The sequence below is a fragment of the Arsenophonus sp. PmNCSU2021_1 genome, assembly GCF_036919435.1.
In the GTDB taxonomy this organism is placed as follows: Bacteria; Pseudomonadota; Gammaproteobacteria; order Enterobacterales; family Enterobacteriaceae; genus Arsenophonus; species Arsenophonus nilaparvatae.
Genome location: NZ_JAZHPL010000005.1, coordinates 16,068 through 32,389 on the forward strand (window position 1 = coordinate 16,068; position 16,322 = coordinate 32,389).

15 protein-coding genes and 10 pseudogenes are annotated in these 16,322 nt (G+C 42.9%); 15 read left to right on the plus strand and 10 right to left on the minus strand.

All coding sequences use genetic code 11. The features are described 5' to 3' along the window. Positions 1-6: 6 nt before the first annotated feature. The 5 genes and pseudogenes from V3224_RS10365 to V3224_RS10385 form a co-directional block, all read left to right on the plus strand. Positions 7-279, plus strand: coding sequence for a hypothetical protein (locus tag V3224_RS10365; RefSeq protein ID WP_334470395.1), 273 nt, complete (start codon positions 7-9; stop codon positions 277-279). Positions 280-284: 5 nt separating this feature from the next. After that, the gene (locus V3224_RS10370) at positions 285-536 is read left to right on the plus strand and encodes a hypothetical protein (protein ID WP_334470396.1); all 252 of its coding nucleotides are present in this window, start codon (positions 285-287) and stop codon (positions 534-536) included. 176 nt (positions 537-712) lie between these two features. Further along, positions 713-880 (plus strand): annotated as a pseudogene (locus tag V3224_RS29900) (DNA circularization N-terminal domain-containing protein); the annotation flags it as partial. Between the two features lie 146 nt (positions 881-1,026). After that, positions 1,027-2,100, plus strand: coding sequence for a DNA circularization protein (locus tag V3224_RS10380; protein WP_334470397.1), 1,074 nt, complete (start codon positions 1,027-1,029; stop codon positions 2,098-2,100). Further along, positions 2,097-2,261 (plus strand): annotated as a pseudogene (locus V3224_RS10385) (phage baseplate assembly protein); the annotation flags it as partial. The gene V3224_RS10380 and the pseudogene V3224_RS10385, both read left to right, overlap by 4 nt. A gap of 29 nt (positions 2,262-2,290) precedes the next feature. Here V3224_RS10385 and V3224_RS10390 read toward each other — a convergent pair. Further along, complete coding sequence (locus V3224_RS10390; RefSeq protein WP_334467716.1) at positions 2,291-3,163, minus strand: IS982 family transposase; 873 nt, start codon at positions 3,161-3,163, stop codon at positions 2,291-2,293. 112 nt (positions 3,164-3,275) lie between these two features. Between V3224_RS10390 and V3224_RS10395 the strand changes: the two are divergent. Next, positions 3,276-4,178: pseudogene (locus V3224_RS10395) on the plus strand (phage baseplate assembly protein); the annotation flags it as partial. 314 nt (positions 4,179-4,492) lie between these two features. On the opposite strand, the gene V3224_RS10400 reads toward V3224_RS10395, so the two are convergent. Beyond that, the gene (locus V3224_RS10400) at positions 4,493-5,518 is read right to left on the minus strand and encodes a hypothetical protein (protein WP_334470398.1); all 1,026 of its coding nucleotides are present in this window, start codon (positions 5,516-5,518) and stop codon (positions 4,493-4,495) included. 869 nt (positions 5,519-6,387) lie between these two features. Here V3224_RS10400 and V3224_RS10405 point away from each other — a divergent pair. The 5 genes and pseudogenes from V3224_RS10405 (at position 6,388) to V3224_RS10425 (ending at position 10,072) form a co-directional block, all read left to right on the plus strand. After that, positions 6,388-6,957: a phage baseplate assembly protein V gene (locus V3224_RS10405; RefSeq protein WP_334470399.1), complete on the plus strand. Its 570-nt coding sequence runs from the start codon at positions 6,388-6,390 to the stop codon at positions 6,955-6,957. 1 nt (position 6,958) lies between these two features. Continuing rightward, positions 6,959-7,354, plus strand: a complete 396-nt coding sequence (locus V3224_RS10410; RefSeq protein WP_334470400.1) for a phage GP46 family protein — start codon at positions 6,959-6,961, stop codon at positions 7,352-7,354. Continuing rightward, positions 7,344-8,409: pseudogene (locus V3224_RS10415) on the plus strand (baseplate J/gp47 family protein). Before V3224_RS10410 ends, V3224_RS10415 begins: the two are co-directional and overlap by 11 nt. A 12-nt stretch (positions 8,410-8,421) precedes the next feature. Further along, positions 8,422-9,012: a YmfQ family protein gene (locus V3224_RS10420; protein WP_334470401.1), complete on the plus strand. Its 591-nt coding sequence runs from the start codon at positions 8,422-8,424 to the stop codon at positions 9,010-9,012. Continuing rightward, a complete protein-coding gene (locus tag V3224_RS10425) occupies positions 8,999-10,072 on the plus strand; it encodes a glycine-rich domain-containing protein (protein WP_334470402.1) in 1,074 nt (357 codons plus the stop codon). The genes V3224_RS10420 and V3224_RS10425 overlap by 14 nt, the downstream gene beginning before the upstream one ends. A gap of 308 nt (positions 10,073-10,380) precedes the next feature. Here V3224_RS10425 and V3224_RS29905 read toward each other — a convergent pair. Then, positions 10,381-10,603: pseudogene (locus V3224_RS29905) on the minus strand (phage tail protein); the annotation flags it as partial. Between the two features lie 73 nt (positions 10,604-10,676). Between V3224_RS29905 and V3224_RS29910 the strand changes: the two are divergent. Then, positions 10,677-10,899 (plus strand): annotated as a pseudogene (locus tag V3224_RS29910) (phage tail protein); the annotation flags it as partial. Positions 10,900-11,125: 226 nt separating this feature from the next. Here the strand turns inward: V3224_RS29910 and V3224_RS10450 are convergent. After that, positions 11,126-11,551, minus strand: coding sequence for a tail fiber assembly protein (locus V3224_RS10450; RefSeq protein ID WP_334470405.1), 426 nt, complete (start codon positions 11,549-11,551; stop codon positions 11,126-11,128). Between the two features lie 11 nt (positions 11,552-11,562). After that, complete coding sequence (locus V3224_RS10455) at positions 11,563-12,225, minus strand: gp53-like domain-containing protein (protein ID WP_334470406.1); 663 nt, start codon at positions 12,223-12,225, stop codon at positions 11,563-11,565. A 92-nt stretch (positions 12,226-12,317) separates the two neighbouring features. On the opposite strand from V3224_RS10455, the pseudogene V3224_RS10460 reads away from it, so the two are divergent. The 3 genes and pseudogenes from V3224_RS10460 to V3224_RS10470 form a co-directional block, all read left to right on the plus strand. Continuing rightward, positions 12,318-12,725 (plus strand): annotated as a pseudogene (locus V3224_RS10460) (recombinase family protein); the annotation flags it as partial. A 2-nt stretch (positions 12,726-12,727) separates the two neighbouring features. Then, positions 12,728-12,916: pseudogene (locus tag V3224_RS10465) on the plus strand (ATP-binding protein); the annotation flags it as partial. Positions 12,917-12,985: 69 nt separating this feature from the next. Continuing rightward, the gene (locus tag V3224_RS10470; RefSeq protein ID WP_334467940.1) at positions 12,986-13,555 is read left to right on the plus strand and encodes a plasmid pRiA4b ORF-3 family protein; all 570 of its coding nucleotides are present in this window, start codon (positions 12,986-12,988) and stop codon (positions 13,553-13,555) included. A gap of 782 nt (positions 13,556-14,337) precedes the next feature. Here the strand turns inward: V3224_RS10470 and V3224_RS10480 are convergent. From V3224_RS10480 to V3224_RS10500, 5 genes and pseudogenes are all read right to left on the minus strand, one after another. Then, positions 14,338-14,529 (minus strand): hypothetical protein, encoded by a 192-nt coding sequence (locus V3224_RS10480; protein ID WP_334470407.1) that lies wholly within the window; start codon positions 14,527-14,529, stop codon positions 14,338-14,340. Beyond that, positions 14,529-14,921 (minus strand): DNA-packaging protein, encoded by a 393-nt coding sequence (locus V3224_RS10485; protein ID WP_334470408.1) that lies wholly within the window; start codon positions 14,919-14,921, stop codon positions 14,529-14,531. Before V3224_RS10485 ends, V3224_RS10480 begins: the two co-directional genes overlap by 1 nt. Further along, a pseudogene (locus V3224_RS10490) lies at positions 14,902-15,153 on the minus strand (RusA family crossover junction endodeoxyribonuclease); the annotation flags it as partial. The gene V3224_RS10485 and the pseudogene V3224_RS10490, both read right to left, overlap by 20 nt. Positions 15,154-15,290: 137 nt before the next feature. After that, a complete protein-coding gene (locus V3224_RS10495) occupies positions 15,291-15,503 on the minus strand; it encodes a hypothetical protein (protein WP_334470410.1) in 213 nt (70 codons plus the stop codon). A gap of 265 nt (positions 15,504-15,768) precedes the next feature. Further along, positions 15,769-16,191 (minus strand): annotated as a pseudogene (locus V3224_RS10500) (DnaB-like helicase C-terminal domain-containing protein); the annotation flags it as partial. Positions 16,192-16,322 lie beyond the last annotated feature (131 nt).

A 16,322-nucleotide genomic window follows, 5' to 3' on the forward strand; every position in this document is an offset into this window, starting at 1 on the left:
AGTAATATGAGTTTTTTAACAATAGACGTTGATAATTACGACAATGGCGATGCCTACGAACCAACAAAAACGATAGGGATTAATTTTGAATCTATATATGAAATAGAAAAAGGAAGTGAGCAATATATTCAATCTGACAGGCCAAATGGTCCATACATAAGAATATCTAATGAAATTAAATATTTTAAAACAATAAAGGAACGTGATGATTATTTCGAGTATGTAGCCAGTAAATTAGAGGTAATTGATTTATCACCAAAAGAAAATAACAAGGGGTAAACATCATGAAATTTATAAGAATAAAATATCGTGAAGATAATAAAAACAAAGATGTTATTATAAGTTTATCTAAACTGAGATCTATAGATAAATATTATCCTAATAAACTAAATCCTAATCCCCCTTTTCAAATTTTGATTGATGTACGTGGCAATCTAAGGCGAATTTCCTTTTATAATAAATCCGATGCAGATAATTATTTTAATTATATAATGGAAAAACTTCGCACCGTTGAACTGAAAAACAAGCCCTGGTAATACAATAACATTTGTTGATTAAAATCACATTTATTTAAATATAGAGGGTTAGATGACGAGCTGGAAAGATAACCTGCGTCCAGCGTCTTTTCGCGGCGTACCGTTTCAGGTAGAAGGGGACGTTCGGACGGCGTGTACAGGTTCACGAATACCCGAATCGGGATAAGCCGTATACAGAAGATTTAGGACGAGCAACCCGGCGTTTTAACATTGGTGCTTATCTGGTCAGTGATGATTTTTTCGAGGCCAGAGATCGGCTTATTGCGGCTATCGACACGCCAGGGCCTGGAACGTTGGTGCATCCCTATTACGCACGAGTTTCGCACGGGCATATAAAATTCTAGAAATGGCTTCAGAACAATAATTAATCTGTAACTTGCTAAGACGTATAAATTTACTTAAATTACAATAAGTTATTTTTAATTTATGAGATTTTTTCTATTTATATATTATGCTGAATTAAACTTAAAAATAGAGCGTTTTTTTATTGGTGCGAAACTCGTGTTACGGTGAAATCGCGGTCTGTATCGATGGTGAAGTGAGAGTGAGCCATAGCGGACGTGAAGGCCGCATGTGCCGCGTCAGTTTTAGCGTGGTCGAAGCCGGTGAATTATCTTTCCCGACTGCGGGTATCGCCACGAGTCACACACTGATTTCTTCCAGTTCCACGCTCAATGATCGCATTGGGGCTGTTTTTGCTGATTTAGGGTTAAAAGGATTGGCAGATTTTAGCCAGAATGGTGTGTTAAATCAGGCTAAATCCATGATCAGCCATGTCACCAACGCTTTTGACACTATCGATAGCGGCATTACCGCAGCATCAAGACTGCTACACGGTGATATTTCGGTACTCTTAAAATCTGGCTCATCCGGTAAATGTGTTGTAGAAGCGATACAGCGTATGTGGCGTTCTGGCAGACGTACTATTCAGGATGCCGCAACACTGGCACAGCAAATCAAGACGCTATCCGGTGTAACGCTGGGGCATGATTTAGCGCCACGGGGAATATGGAAAAGCGACAGACCCAGTATTCAGTCTGAACGCATGCGCAGTAATCGTATTGCCGCTTTGTTGCGTACCACGGCCATCCATGAGGCGACGTGGCGATTAACACAACTCCCCCCACCACGTACCGCTATGTTACCGATTAATCAACGTGAGAAACGTCAAATACACGTCAATATTTCCCATCCCGCATTACACGCGTTTTCTCATACGGCAGGCAGCCATCTTGAAGGACTGGCGGCGGTAACGTGGGATAGTTTGGTCTCCGTGCGAGAAACGCTGAATCAGGCTATCGAGCACGAACAGGCGTCAACGCTTGACGATGCACTGTTCCTTGCCTTGCAACAGGTGAAAACCGATGCTAACAGGGATATTGCAACACGACTGGCGCAAGTTGAAAAAACGGTAACACGCACGCCCGAGGCAGTGCTACCGGCGCTGGTTCTGGCCGCTAAGTGGTATGACAATGCGGCACGGGAAACCGATATCACCCGCCGAAATGCCTTTAATCATCCTGGCTTTATGCCAGTGAAACCTTTGAGAGTACCTGCAAGATGAGTAATCACGTGATATTGCGCGTCAACGGGCGCGAATGGGGGGGCTGGACGCGGGTACAGATTTCAGCAGGCATAGAGCGACTCTCACGCAATTTCAATGTCGAAATCACTCGCCAATGGCCTGGTGAATCAGGAAGCGTACCACTACAGCCCAGAATTAAAAAACCTGAGTTCGGGATAAGCATTATCAATTATACTTGAAGATACGTACCTGCAACAGGTATCTTTGGTTTAGATGGCATTAAACAATATGCAACCAGTCCGCCTAATAAATTCACTACAAAGTTAGCCGGAGAGCGATGTCGCGTATGCTCTATTTGACAAAGATTTTTTAACTCATCAAATACCGTTTCAATGACAGAACGATGACGCAAGATGGCTTTGTCGAAACAAGTCTGTTTAATAGGCTTCATTTTCTTCTTGATATTCGTTATAAGGCTAATTCCCATCGTTTTGAGTTGCTGTTTCAGTGAAGCCGATAAATACCCTTTATCTGCGTACAAACAACCAGAAAGATCCTTTGTCAGCTCAGGCAATGGTTTCCGATCATCGGTGTTTCCTGGTGTGAGTCGAAAACTGAGTATTTCCCCCAAATGATTGATAATTACATGAAGCTTGAAACCAAAGAACCAACCTGTTGAATTTTTTCCCCGTTCAGCTATCCCATTGAAGACTTTATGTCTGCGGATCCGTAAGTTATCACACACCGCTATCGGAGTAGAATCGGCAACCGATAGCCCCGTGCATTTTCCCTTAATTGACTCAAACAGTGCCGTTAACGCTAAGGCACTACGCGGAAGTAACTCTACACAGCGTGAATAGGATGGCAAGTTAGGAAATTCCTTCCGGAGATATAAGCGGACATAATAGAGATAAAATACCTTGAATTGCCTGAATCGGAGTTGATGAAACAACACAACCAGTGTCATCATTTCCGCCAACGAAAGCTGAGTAGACCGTCTACGACGCTTAGTACCGTTAGTCAGCAAATATTCATGCATTTTTGGCTCGAAGTCTTTGCAAAAATCATCCATCAGGCAATAAAGTTCAGTAAGATTTTCCATAATTGTTTAACAATGCTCTACTCTTTAACCAGACTGTTAGAGTATTTTAACAAAACAGGCTCATTCAACTATTTGAATATCAAGACTTTCTCTTTATTTCTTATCCCGAACTCAGGTTAAAAAAGGTGAACTTGTCGAAGTCCTGATGGGTCAGGATAAAGTCCTCACCGGCTGGACTGAAGCCACCCCGATACGTTATGACGCTAAAAGTATCCAGGTTGGTATCAGTGGCCGGAGCAAGACAGCCGATTTGATTGATTGCGCCGCAAACTCGACGGTATTTACAGGGAAAACGCTTTATCAAATCGCGTCAGCACTGACAAAACCCTTTGGTATTAAGGTCATTAGCCAAAAGGCCCCAAAAACCCCTCTACAGGCTTTTCAGGCCGATTATGGCGAAACAGTACACGAAGTATTAAACAAGGCGCTAGGCAGCCAACAGGCGCTCGCCTGGGATGACGAAGATGGCAATTTGTTAATTGGTTTGGTTGGCAATGATAAAGCCACCACCGCGCTGGTCTGGGGTGAAAATATTCTGAGCTGTGACACCGAGCAGAGTATTCGTGAACGATTTTCAGAATATCAGGTGGCGGGCCAGCGGGCTGGAGACGATGTTGATTTCGGCGAGGCCACGTTAACGGCACTGCGCGCCAGAGCCATGGATAGCCAAATCACGCGCTATCGTCCGCAACATATCCAGCAATCCGGTAATGCCACTGGCGCGAGTTGTCGAGCGCGTAGCGAATTTGAAGCCAAGCAGCGAGCAGCAAGAACCGAAGAAACCACCTATACCGTGCAGGGTTGGCGGCAAGGTAACGGCAGCCTGTGGAAACCTAACCAACGAGTTATCGTCTTTGACCCCGTGTTAGGTTTTAACAATCGGGAACTGGTCATTAGCGAGGTTGTTTATACGCAGGATGAGAGTGGTACGTTATGCGAATTACGTGTTGCACCTGAGGCCGCGTATATTCCGCCATTTGCGGAGTTGGAGCAGAAAGATGGCGATGATTATTAAATTTAATCTTAATACGCTCGCGAATTAAAGAAGCTTAAAAGCTGCAATAGTCAGGCCGAACAGCGTTACCATGATCGCCCCTAGTTTAAATATTTCCCTATCATTCTAATGTCTTTACGGACATTCAATATTTGAGCTTCAACTTTTTTAAAGTGATGCTCTATATCCTTAGGAACATCGTGGCGCTATTGAATAAATAGATTTTATGTTGTCAACCCAGTGAAATAACTACTCCCAGCAAAGTAAAATCATACAGTTAGGCTTCATGACAAAATGACACATCTGAGGTGACAAGGTTGCGGTAGGGATAACAGTTACCGGCTCAGATATTCACTAAATTCAGCCGTATCATCATTCTCATTTTCCCCATTTTCTTCAGGAAATTTAATACCTACAATAGGGATTATTTTGTTAATTCTATCAAAGAATGCTCGTTGATATAATAAAGCTGCGTTTAGCGAAGCTGTATTTTCTTTTGTGTAAAAAATAGCCATTACTGGCAGTTTCTCCGGATATTTTGAATCCCATGCTGAGATCAATAATTCGTTATTCCAGTAATGCAACTTTTGGTTATTTTTTTCCAGATATCTACGAATACCAGATAGTAAATTAAATGAAGCAGTATTGGTTTTGCTGTCTACCATAGGATAAGAGCAAGTGTATAAAGTTAATAACCGTAATTTATCCAAGTACTTCCTTTTTTTGTGAAAATCAACCCATTTATTTACCGTATCCAAATGATAGTCTAAACAATTTCCACTGTTATTTTCATAAGTTATATTTTCTATTTCTCTTTTTGATTCGCTAGATAAAAGAGAATATGAATATGGACCACACCCCATATTGTGATCTTTTCTATCATCGGTCCGACCGTCCATAGGATAAGCGCATAGTACAGAGTATTTTTCCTTTCCTGCTGGTAAGTTATCTAGAGGATAAAAAACTATTCCACTGTCATAGTGATAGTAAACGGGAGAAGAGAATTTGTGATCTGTTCTCAGATATGAAAAAGCAACACTTTTATTTTCATCGATAGGTCTATGTGACCACGGTGACTCCTGTTCATCGAGTTTAAGACCATGAATTAATAATCCTGAACACTGATAAGCAGGTGAGCGTGATTTACCGCATGATTTAGCTTCATCCTTGTATAATTTTTGCATATAACTGTCGATCCCTGTTCTGTATCTCGTTAATCCATTGCTTATGGTAGTATTGTTTAAAACATCATGTGGTATCTTACTTTCATCTTTACTTATATAAGAATAAGCGCGATTAAATGTTGTTATTGTAATAGTTATTGATATTAATAAATAAACTTTTGCCCTAAAACTTTTCATATTAATTTCCTCATTTAGGATTTAAGTTATAAATTGTACTGCCTACTTTCAAAGATGGTCACCTACAGCAACGACTTGTCACCGTTTCCCAGTCTTAAGAAACCAGTTTACCTTAAAGTCTATACTCAATTAACGGCTTTGTTGAATAAATAGATTTTATGCTGCGCAGCCCAGTGAAACGACAGATCCTCGCAACGCAAAATCATGCAGTTAGGCCTCATGAGAAAACTGTACACCTGAGGTGACAAGCATTTTCTACCAAAACTGGCTTGGCAAAACAGCATGACTCACTATTATTCAACAAAGCCTCAATTAATTTGAAGATGCAGGGATAGGAAGCGAAATGGCCTTACTGCGTAACATCAGAGTACTAAATCTAAAAATACCCCCGCACCTTTACAAGATATTTTTGACAATAATGTCTTAGGGGCTGTCGTCACAAGATGAAAATACCGAGAATAGTATATTTAACACCCAAATTATGGTCAAAATTCATTCAGAATCATACCGGTATGATAAGTGACTTAATCAAACTTAAGGTGTGATGCTACCTTTTTTCATTTGTTTTTGCCTAAAAAACGAACAATAAATGCCCGTCTTTAACTCGTGACGACAGTCCCTAAAATGGCATGCAGAAAATTTTAAAGATTTTTGGGAATGGCTTGAGACAACATTTTTATTCCGATATTAAAAATAATCTAACTGTTTTATTTTTAATGTTTTTTAACTTTCTATATATCAAATGTTATCACTTTAGCCTGTTCTCTATTTAAGCCAAAATTTTCAACAAATCCTTACGTATTAAATGCAATCTGAGCTATTGGTGTGCATCCTGTTTTTCTCTAGTCTAACCTACTAATAGGTGATTAATGCGAAAGATTATTTCTATATTGCATCGCAGTCTTGCGCGCCTATGGTCGCGAGCGGTAATACAACGTCTGAATAACACGAGCGCTTGCCAACAGGTTGATATATCCATGATGGCGGGCGAAACGAAAGACGGTATGGAATACCTGGAGCCTTACGGCTTTACCTCGACCGCGCATTCTGGCGCAGAAGGTGTCGCGCTATTCGTTTCCGGTGACCGTTCTCACGGCATTGTGATTAGCGTCGCTGACCGGCGCTATCGGCTTAAGGGGCTGAAAGAAGGAGAGGTGGCTATCTATACCGATGAAGGCGATAGCATCGTGCTCAAACGCGGACGGTTGATAGAGGCGACGACGGAGACGTTCATCCTGAATGCTAAAAACAAGGTGGTACTTAATACCGCATTAATTGAAACACCCGCTGCAATCAAGGCGGAGAAATCGATCACATCTGCCGCAGAGGTACAAGATAAAGTGGGTTCATTAAGTACGATGAGGAAACAGTACAACAGCCACGCTCACTCGGGCGATAGTGGCGGCATGACCGGAACACCCACTCAAGGTATGAAATAACATGACAGGCATTCCCATTCAACATGATGACCGATTAAGCCGTGCCGTGATTATCTCGCTATTCACCTGGCGACGGGCCGAACCGGATGATGACACCGATACGCCGTTCGGATGGTGGGGCGATACGTGGCCAACTGTGCAAAATGACCGTATTGGCTCCCGCTTGTATCTACTGCGGCGCAGTACACTCACGAACCAGACGGCGCAAAAGGCGAAGGAATATATCGCTCAAGCACTCAGATGGATGACAGACGACGGTATAGCGCTTCGGGTTGATATTGAGGTAGTACGCTCAGGCATCGATAGATTAATGGCAACTGTCATCCTGACGTTACCTGACCATAATATAAAAACGATGACTCTCAACAACCTGTGGAGCGTAATCCATGCAAACTAGCGGCTTTTCGCGCCCGACACTGCCACAACTGATAGACACCATTCGCAGTAATTTGATTGCGCGGTTTAATGAAGATAGCGTGTTACGCCGTCTCGATGCAGAGGTGTACGCAAGAGTACAGGCCGCCGCTATTCATACCCTATACGGCTATATCGATTATTTAGCGCGTAATATCTTGCCGGATTTAGCCGATGAAGACTGGTTGACCCGACACGGTAATATCAAGCGTTGTCCCCGCAAAGGGGCAACCAGGGCGAACGGATTTGTTCGCTGGGAAGGTGTACAAAATGCCCTATCGATGCCCGCTGACACTGAAATACACCGTGATGATGGTCAAATCTACACCACAACGGCCACAACACCATCAGCAAAGGGTGTCCTTCGCGTGCCCATCGTTGCAAAAAGCAGCGGTCAGGTTGGCAATTGTGAGGACGGCATTGCGCTACGACTTGCTACGCCTATTTCTGGTTTATCATCGACCGGCTATGCCGATAGCATCAGGACGGGAACCGATATTGAAGACCTGGATAGTTGGCGACAACGCATCATGGCGCGCTGGTACGATACGCCACAAGGCGGTGCGGATAGTGATTATGTTCGCTGGGCGAAAGAAGTTTTAGGCATAAGTCGCGCATGGACACATCGACATAAAAACGGTATCGGCACAGTTGGGGTGATGGTGGCGAGTGATGATGTAGACCATCCTGCACCCACACAGGAAATCTTAACCAAAGTCAGAGAGCATATCTTACCACTTGCTCCTGTTGCCGGAAGTGGCTTAACTATTTTCCCCGTTACAGCAAAAACCGTTGCTATTTCGATAGCCTTATCAACGGATACGCCAGAAATACGGGCAGCGGTTATCGCAGATAATCAAAGCCTCCTTACAGCGAGAAGGCAAGCCTGGCAGCAAGCTTTTTCTTTCAAGATTCGCTGAAGCCATCAGTCTTGCAGCAGGTGAGGTCGCCCATCGTCTTATTGCGCCAACGGTAGATATTGAATTAGCCCAGACGGAAGTGCCGGTATTGGGTGAGGTCATGTGGGCAAAATATTAAGGAGTGAGCATCATGACAAATCTGGACGACGAATATACGCAATTGTTGCGAACGTTATTACCGCCTGGCCCCGCATGGGATGAAGAAGATCCGCTCATTAAAGGGCTAGCCCCTTCACTGGCACAAGCCCATCAACATGCTGATAGCCTGATGATTGAAATTAACCCGGCCCAATCGGTTGAATTAATTAACCGTTACGAAAAATTATGCGGACTGCCGGATAAATGCCTCGCTAATAGAGCGCAAACGCTAGAAGAAAGGCAACAAGTGCTTGATGCCAAAGTGAATAATGTTGGCGGTATTAATGCGGCTTTTTTCAAAAAGCAGTTGGAAATATTGGGCTATCCAACAGCAACAATAGAACAATTTCAACATCTTGATAGTACGCCAGATCTGACTTGGGACGATAAGTGGCGCTATTACTGGCGGGTGAATATTCCTGCTGAAGCGAATGTACGCTGGATTAGCTGTACCAGTGCTTGCAATGAGTCGATTAGGACGTGGGGAGATAGCGCCGTGGAATGTGTTATTGAGCGCCTGTGTCCTTCACATACCCAAGTACTTTTTGCCTACATTAAAGGAGAAAATGATGCATCGAATTGATACCTCTACCGCCCAAAAAGATAAATTCGGGCAGGGAAAAAACGGGTTTACCAACGGCGATCCGACTACCGGCACACCGTCAACAAAATTGAATAGTGATCTTTATGATGCACTACAAGAGGAAGTGTGTACCGTTATCGAACGCTCAGGTATTCGTCTTAATAAAAGCCAGCATGACCAGCTGTATCAGGCGGTGAAAAAATTGTCTGAGGCAGAAGCGAATAAAGCAAAAAACGCGCTGATTGATGGCTCCGCAGTAGATTTGAATAGGCTAAACAAACTTGCAAAAGCTCTTGGCAATGATGCGAAATTTTCGGAAACGGTGACTAATTTATTAAATCAAAAATTAGCAAAAAATCAAAATGGGGCCGACATCCCCGACAAAAATCTTTTTCTGAAAAACCTTGGTTTGTTAGAACCTCGCTTTTCTACCTTTTTTAACGGTGGTGTGTTTGCCGTTCCAGAAAGCATTACGACCGTTTATGTTTCAGGCTGTGGAGCAGGGGGCGGTGGTGGCGGTGGACTTGGCTATCTGAATGGTTATACCTCTGGCGGAGGTGGCGGAGGTGGCGGTGGTGCGGGAAAAACGGTTATACGTGAAGCTGTGAAAGTAACACCAGGTGAACAGATAACCATTACGATAGGTCGTGGTGGCAAAGGCGGTGCAGGAGGAGCGTCGAATAATTCAGGAATAAAAGGCGGAAACGGTGGCCTGACGGCGCTAGGCGATTTACTCACGTTACCCGGAGGTGATGGTGGGCCACCTGGTATAGGAGGAACAAATGGCTACGGTGGTGCCGGTTATCCCTATGGCGAGACGGCTGTTGGCGGCAACTTGAATGCCATGAGCACTTTTTATATGGTAGCGGCTAGCGGCGCATCCTGCGCTTTTGGTGGAGGTGGCCCAGGTGGCCATGTCGGGTCACAAGGAGCGCACCATGCCCGACCTGCTTACGGCTATGGTGCTGGAGGGGGTGGTGGCGGTGGAACACGCATCTCTGGGACGGCTGGCGGTAACGGTAGCGATGGTGCCAATGGTTGGTTAACGATTGAGTGGTAATGAAAAATACCGCGTGCTGCTAAACCGTGTCGATATCAGCAAAACGCTGGATATTGCGTGACCGGAAGCTCCGAAAAGATAAAAACTTTATGCTGCCCTGACAATGTAGTTAAACGCGACATTTCGCGGCCTTGTTTCTGACGCGGTTCTCAAACCAGATTGAAAACTGGCTGAGCAATCAACAGCGAATACGCCGCTGGTTCCAGAACCAATACTGCTGCCGCCTGTTCGACTACCCATTTTGAAAATCCCACTGGCTGATGATTGACCGACAAATTGAATGCCGGTTATGTTTCCAGTGAAATTTTGAAGGGAATCACCTTGTACGCTTAATATTTTGCGTCCGTTATCCACTTTTCGTCCTGCATCCCAGCCCCGAATAAATTCGCCGCGTAAATCAGGGAGCTTTCCCGACGGGTAAGCCAGCGCTAAAAGTGGACACTGTTTTTTATCGAAGCGCTCACCATTACAGATACGCCAACCTACCGGCGGTTTTTCAGTAGGCCAAAGAAGAGGAACGCCGACAGGGATTTCTACACGTAATACTTCGGGACTAACCGCAACCGATGTTCATGCTGTTAGTCCCGAAGTATTACGTGTAGAAATCCCTGTCGGCGTTCCTCTTCTTTGGCCTACTGAAAAACCGCCGGTAGGTTGGCGTATCTGTAATGGTGAGCGCTTCGATAAAAAACAGTGTCCACTTTTAGCGCTGGCTTACCCGTCGGGAAAGCTCCCTGATTTACGCGGCGAATTTATTCGGGGCTGGGATGCAGGACGAAAAGTGGATAACGGACGCAAAATATTAAGCGTACAAGGTGATTCCCTTCAAAATTTCACTGGAAACATAACCGGCATTCAATTTGTCGGTCAATCATCAGCCAGTGGGATTTTCAAAATGGGAAGAAGAATGGTCAGTAATAGCATTAATGGAGGAACCAGCGGCGTATTCGCTGTTGATTGCTCAGCCAGTTTTCAGTCTGGTTTGAGAGCCGCTTCAGAAACAAGGCCGCGAAATGTCGCGTTTAACTACATTGTCAGGGCAGCATAAAGTTTTTATCTTTTCGGCGCTTCCGGCCACGCAATATCCGGCGCCTTGCTTATATCCACCCGGTTAAGTAGCACCCGGTAGGTTTTCCACGCGACAAGCTGCGCCCTTTCTGCCTCCGTTGCCATATCGAGATCTACTGCATCCTGTAGTGGAGCAATAGCGGCGGAGGCTTTTTGCATCAACGTGGCTTTTTTCCTCTCCGCCTCATCCATGCGCTGTTGAGGTCTGGACGGAGGAATATCTACCCACACAGGCAGACCCGCTTCGCCCACGGCGCGCTCCTTGCCGTCCGGCGGCGGGTTGCCCGCAAATTCCAGCCAGACATCATCACTCACTTCAATCGCATCCTCCGGGAAACTTCCTGCGTCAATATACGACTGTTTCAATTCCGCCGGGCAGAATGTGTTTTCCTTCGCGCTGTAGTAATACATTTTATCCTCTCTCAAAAACCAATCGCCAGAACCACAGTTTCAGGACCGCCATCCACTGTCACCCTGATGGTCGCGTTATCGACCAGATGGGCTGAATTGGATGCGCGATCTTCATCATAGGGTATCGCAGCGCCGGCGTAGCCGATACAGAACAGTCCCGCTTTGGGAAACCTTATTGGCAACGGGAAATCATAGGTTCCAACCTGGCCTTTTCCGTATATCCCCCACTGAAGAATCAATCCTGTGTCCCCGCATTTCCACCATCCGTTGACCTCGCGCTTCGCCGTATTGGGCTTGCTGTAGTCCCCTTTGGGCTGGAAGGTATTTTTCAGGTAAACATCCAGCCACTGATTTCCCCATTTGCTGCCGACAACATTGCCGTCAGCGGCCATTCTTGCCGCTCCTGCATACACGGAAGAAGGGGCACGAAAACCGCCATCTTTATGGAAAACGTACTCACCACCACCGTCAATACCGTTATTGATGTGTATTCCATCACCGCCCTTATCTTTCCAGATATAGGCGCGCACTTTGCCATCAGCATTCGCGAGAATAAAATGCTTGCGGTTATCCCCCTTCAGTCCGATTTGGGTACCCTGTGACATAATGTCGCCCTTGACGGTGCCGCCAGTACGTTTGTCCAGCGCATTTTTTGCACAATCTACCGTTTCCAACAAACCAAGGTTTTATTGAATTCAGAATTTAGCTAATATTTTGACCAAAACCAGGCATAATAAGTCTTTTAGAGGAAGGTTAAGGGGCTAAAATGGCAAAAATAGGCTATATGAGGGTGTCAAAAAATGACCAAAACACCGATTTATAGCAAAAATCCTTGATTTGCGCAAATTGTGAACAGATTTTTGAGGATAAAATCAGCGGAAAAACAGACCAGAGACCCGGATTAAAACGTGCTCTAAACGCACTGAAATCGGGTGACACATTGGTGGTCTGGAAGCTGGATAGACTGGGTCGCAGCATTAAACATTTGATTACTTTAATATCCAAACTTGAAGATGAAGGCATTCATTTTCATAGTTTAACGGATTCTATCGACACCTCTTCGTCAGCAGGTCGTTTTTTCTTTCATGTGATGAGTGCCTTGGCGCAAATGGAGCGGGAGCTTATTGTTGAACGTACTCAGGCAGGTTTGGCTGCAGCGAGAAGCAGAGGACGAAGAAAAAAAACCGCTTTACCACGACGGCTGAACTTATGTTGCAACTCTCAACTGCAAAACGACAAAATAAGCTCAAACAATATCTATCACGTTCGGTGATGGCCCCGAAGTTATTGATCATAGATTAGATTGCATATCTACCGTTTGGGCGAGAGGAAGCAAACCTATTTTTCAATGTGATTGCCAAACGTTAGCAAAGACTTGAAAAATTTAGTGGAGTGTGAGACTAAAGAGACTGTATTTATTTAAGGGGGATAATAATGAGTGAATTTTCGGGAAAGGATTTATATCAAATAAAAATCACACTAATTGATAGTAAACCACTAATTTGGCGACGTTTGATCGTTCTGAAGACAATACCTCTTGATGAACTACACATGGTTATACAATTAGCTATGGGTTGGACAAATGATCATTTGTACAGTTTTGAAAAAGGAGATTTGCGATATGGAATGATTATGGACGATTTTAAAGAAACATATCTGCAAGATAGTACAGGTGTGCCTTTGAGCAAACTCCTTCGTAAGAAAGGAGAAAAAATGGTTTACTTATACGATTTCGGAGACAACTGGGATCATTGCATTTTGCTTGAAGAATCATCATTGCCTGATCAGGAATTACTCCAGCTCCCCATCTGTATAAAGGGAGCGGAAGCCTGCCCATCTGAAGACTCTGGGGGGCTTTGGGGATATTACCAAAAGCTCAAAGATATTCAAGATGTTGATAATCCAGAGCGTGAAGAATTACACGAGTGGCTAATGTGCGACATAGCTGAACGAGCATATGACCTTAAAACTATCAATCAGCGGTTGATTAATTTTTACTCTTGAAATATACACATGGAGTGTCCATAGTTCAAAAGGTAGCATTTTAAGTGCTACCTCTGAGACTAAGGTGAGAACATGAGTGCTCTATTGACGAGCAGTTTGGTTAATAAATATTCGCTATCTTGCCCTCGCTGGGACACAGCATCAAGAATTTAATCGGTTTAATCTCTGAATTGAAAGATAAAGGGATTCATTTTCATAGTTTGACAGATTCTATCAACATCTATTCGTAAGTAGGGCGTTCTTTTATGTGATGAACGCTTTGGGGCTAATGGAGCTTACAGCGGCGAGAAGCAGAGAGAGCGTATCGGCGGTAGGTCTTGCTCATTTATCTTATGTATAACCTGAGTTCGGGATAAGGAATATAAATTTTTTCATTATATATTCAATTACTTAAATTAAAATTATTACATAAAACAGTGCTAAATTTTGGCTTTTTTCATGATTTTAGCAGAGAAAATAGCTTATTTTTTAACCTACAACCAACTAAAAATATTCCTTTTTTTATCATTTTATTGATTTTAAAAGGTTTTTATTGATAAATGAGCTATTTTTATTTTCTCATAACTAACGCTTATCCCGAACTCAGGTTATGTATAGGAACAGTAGGCTCAAGAATTACTTGAGTCCTGCCATAGTAGAAAAAAGCTTGTATTACTTTATCTAGTTTCATCGGCCATCATCTACAAATATTGTCCCGTTGATCGTACCACTAGAACAGACCAAAGTGCCTCCGATGAAAAATAACAGTGTAATTCCGTTGCACTGATGGAAACAAGAGTAGCTCACCATTTATCGCACGTTTTGGCTTCAAATATCGCACGCCGCATCAAAAGAAAATCTTTTTGCCATTTATCAGGACCGTCAAACCCTTTAAGCTCACCCTCACCCCATGCAAAAGCATACATAACAAAACTCAATGGATCATAGAAAAAACGTCCCATATCCTCAGCAAGCATCGCTTCAAATTCTGACATCAATCCCCTCGTGCCCGCTTTCTAGCCGCATAGATGAGATCAATAAGACCCAGTTCACCCGAATGTTCGATTTCCTGTTTGTCTGAATACCCGTGCTTTGTCAATATGAGTTTAGTAACCGAAGCGTTAAAATCGCCAATTAATCCTTTGTTAATTAATTTGTTCTCTTGCAAAGACAGGATTGCTTCTAAAATGTCCGAAAACTCTAGGTTAATTTTTTGATACTCATAGAGTGTTGAGCGTGCAATACCCAGATAACAGGCCAATCCAGCCAAACTAGGAATGACATCACCGACTAATTCATAACCTCCATACAAATACTTATTTGCCTTAGCAATGAGTGCGTGGGTCAGCTTGCTAGGGCAACCAATTTTATTTGTTTGTTGTCCCATTTTTTATCTTACCGTTTATCCGTGTTTCTGGTGACATCACCATTATCTTTCCACCTGTTCCCCATACTTTTGAAACCGTCACATGCCAAACTTTGCAATCATCCTTAAAAACAGCATCCATCAATGCTTTTAGCAGATTATCAACATCCGGTTTTTGCTGATGGGGCTTACCATTCATTTCAACGTGTTTTTTCTTGCTCCAGCTTTTAGGCACGGGCAATTGAAACACAACCACGAGTTTCGCACAGGCCTATAAAATTCTAGAAATGGCTTAAAAGTAATGATTAATCTGCAAGTTACTGAAATGCATAAATTTACTTAATTTACAATAAGTTATATTTAATTTATAAGGTTTTATCTATTTACATATTATTCTGAATTAAACTTAAAAATAGAGCGTTTTTTTATTGGTGCGAAACTCGTGACAACGATAGAATCTGATTCAGGTAATACTAACCCTGCATTTCTTACTGCATCACAGAATGTTCGATACCTAACTACCACCTGACACTTTTCCCAGACATCACGCTGAGTCATACGTGGTTTCGGTACGGGTACAATCGGGTATTCCAAACAATCCATAAAACCCCCTATAAGGGTTAATTTATCATTAATAATAAACTAATTGGTTATTATTTAGGTGTGAAAAAATCGTATATTGGCAAATAATAGTAATAGCCTCTAAAACGCGCTGTATCGCTCTGTATTCAATTTTAATCATCAAGCTATGTATTATCATCTTTCATGTCAAAATGCTCTCTACGTTTATTTGACTCACTATTTTAATGAAAAATAATCCTATTTGGTTTTATTTTTATTACTTCCCTCTCTCAACTAACTTTTTGAGTTAAAAATTTTTGGGGCTTGGGGCTGGATAATGATAATTTTTTGTTTTTTCTACAGCGTTTGGTTGGCCATTACTAAATAGCGTTAAACCTCTTTGCTTGACATAAACGGTTCCTGTATTTCCATGACGATTTAATCGCATTATCAATTCTGTTAAGGTTTTATCCGAATTTTCATTATAGACTGAATCTCTATATACACCTAACCAATAGTCGCAGTCTTGCTCTATTTGACCTGTATCACGGCTATCACTGGGCATGGGGCGCTTGTTCGCTCTATCTTCCAACTTGCGGTTAAGCTGTGTTAATAGCACAACGACGGTATTTAATTCTTTTGCTAACTGTTTAAGTCCCTTTGTAATTTGTCCAAATGCAAGATCATTGCGTTCAGCTTTACCAGCTTTCATCAACGTTAAATAATCAACACGAGTTTCGCACCAATAAAAAAACGCTCTATTTTTAAGTTTAATTCAGCATAATATGTAAATAGATAAAACCTTATAAATTAAATATAACTTATTGTAAATTAAGTAAATTTATGCATTTCAGTAACTTG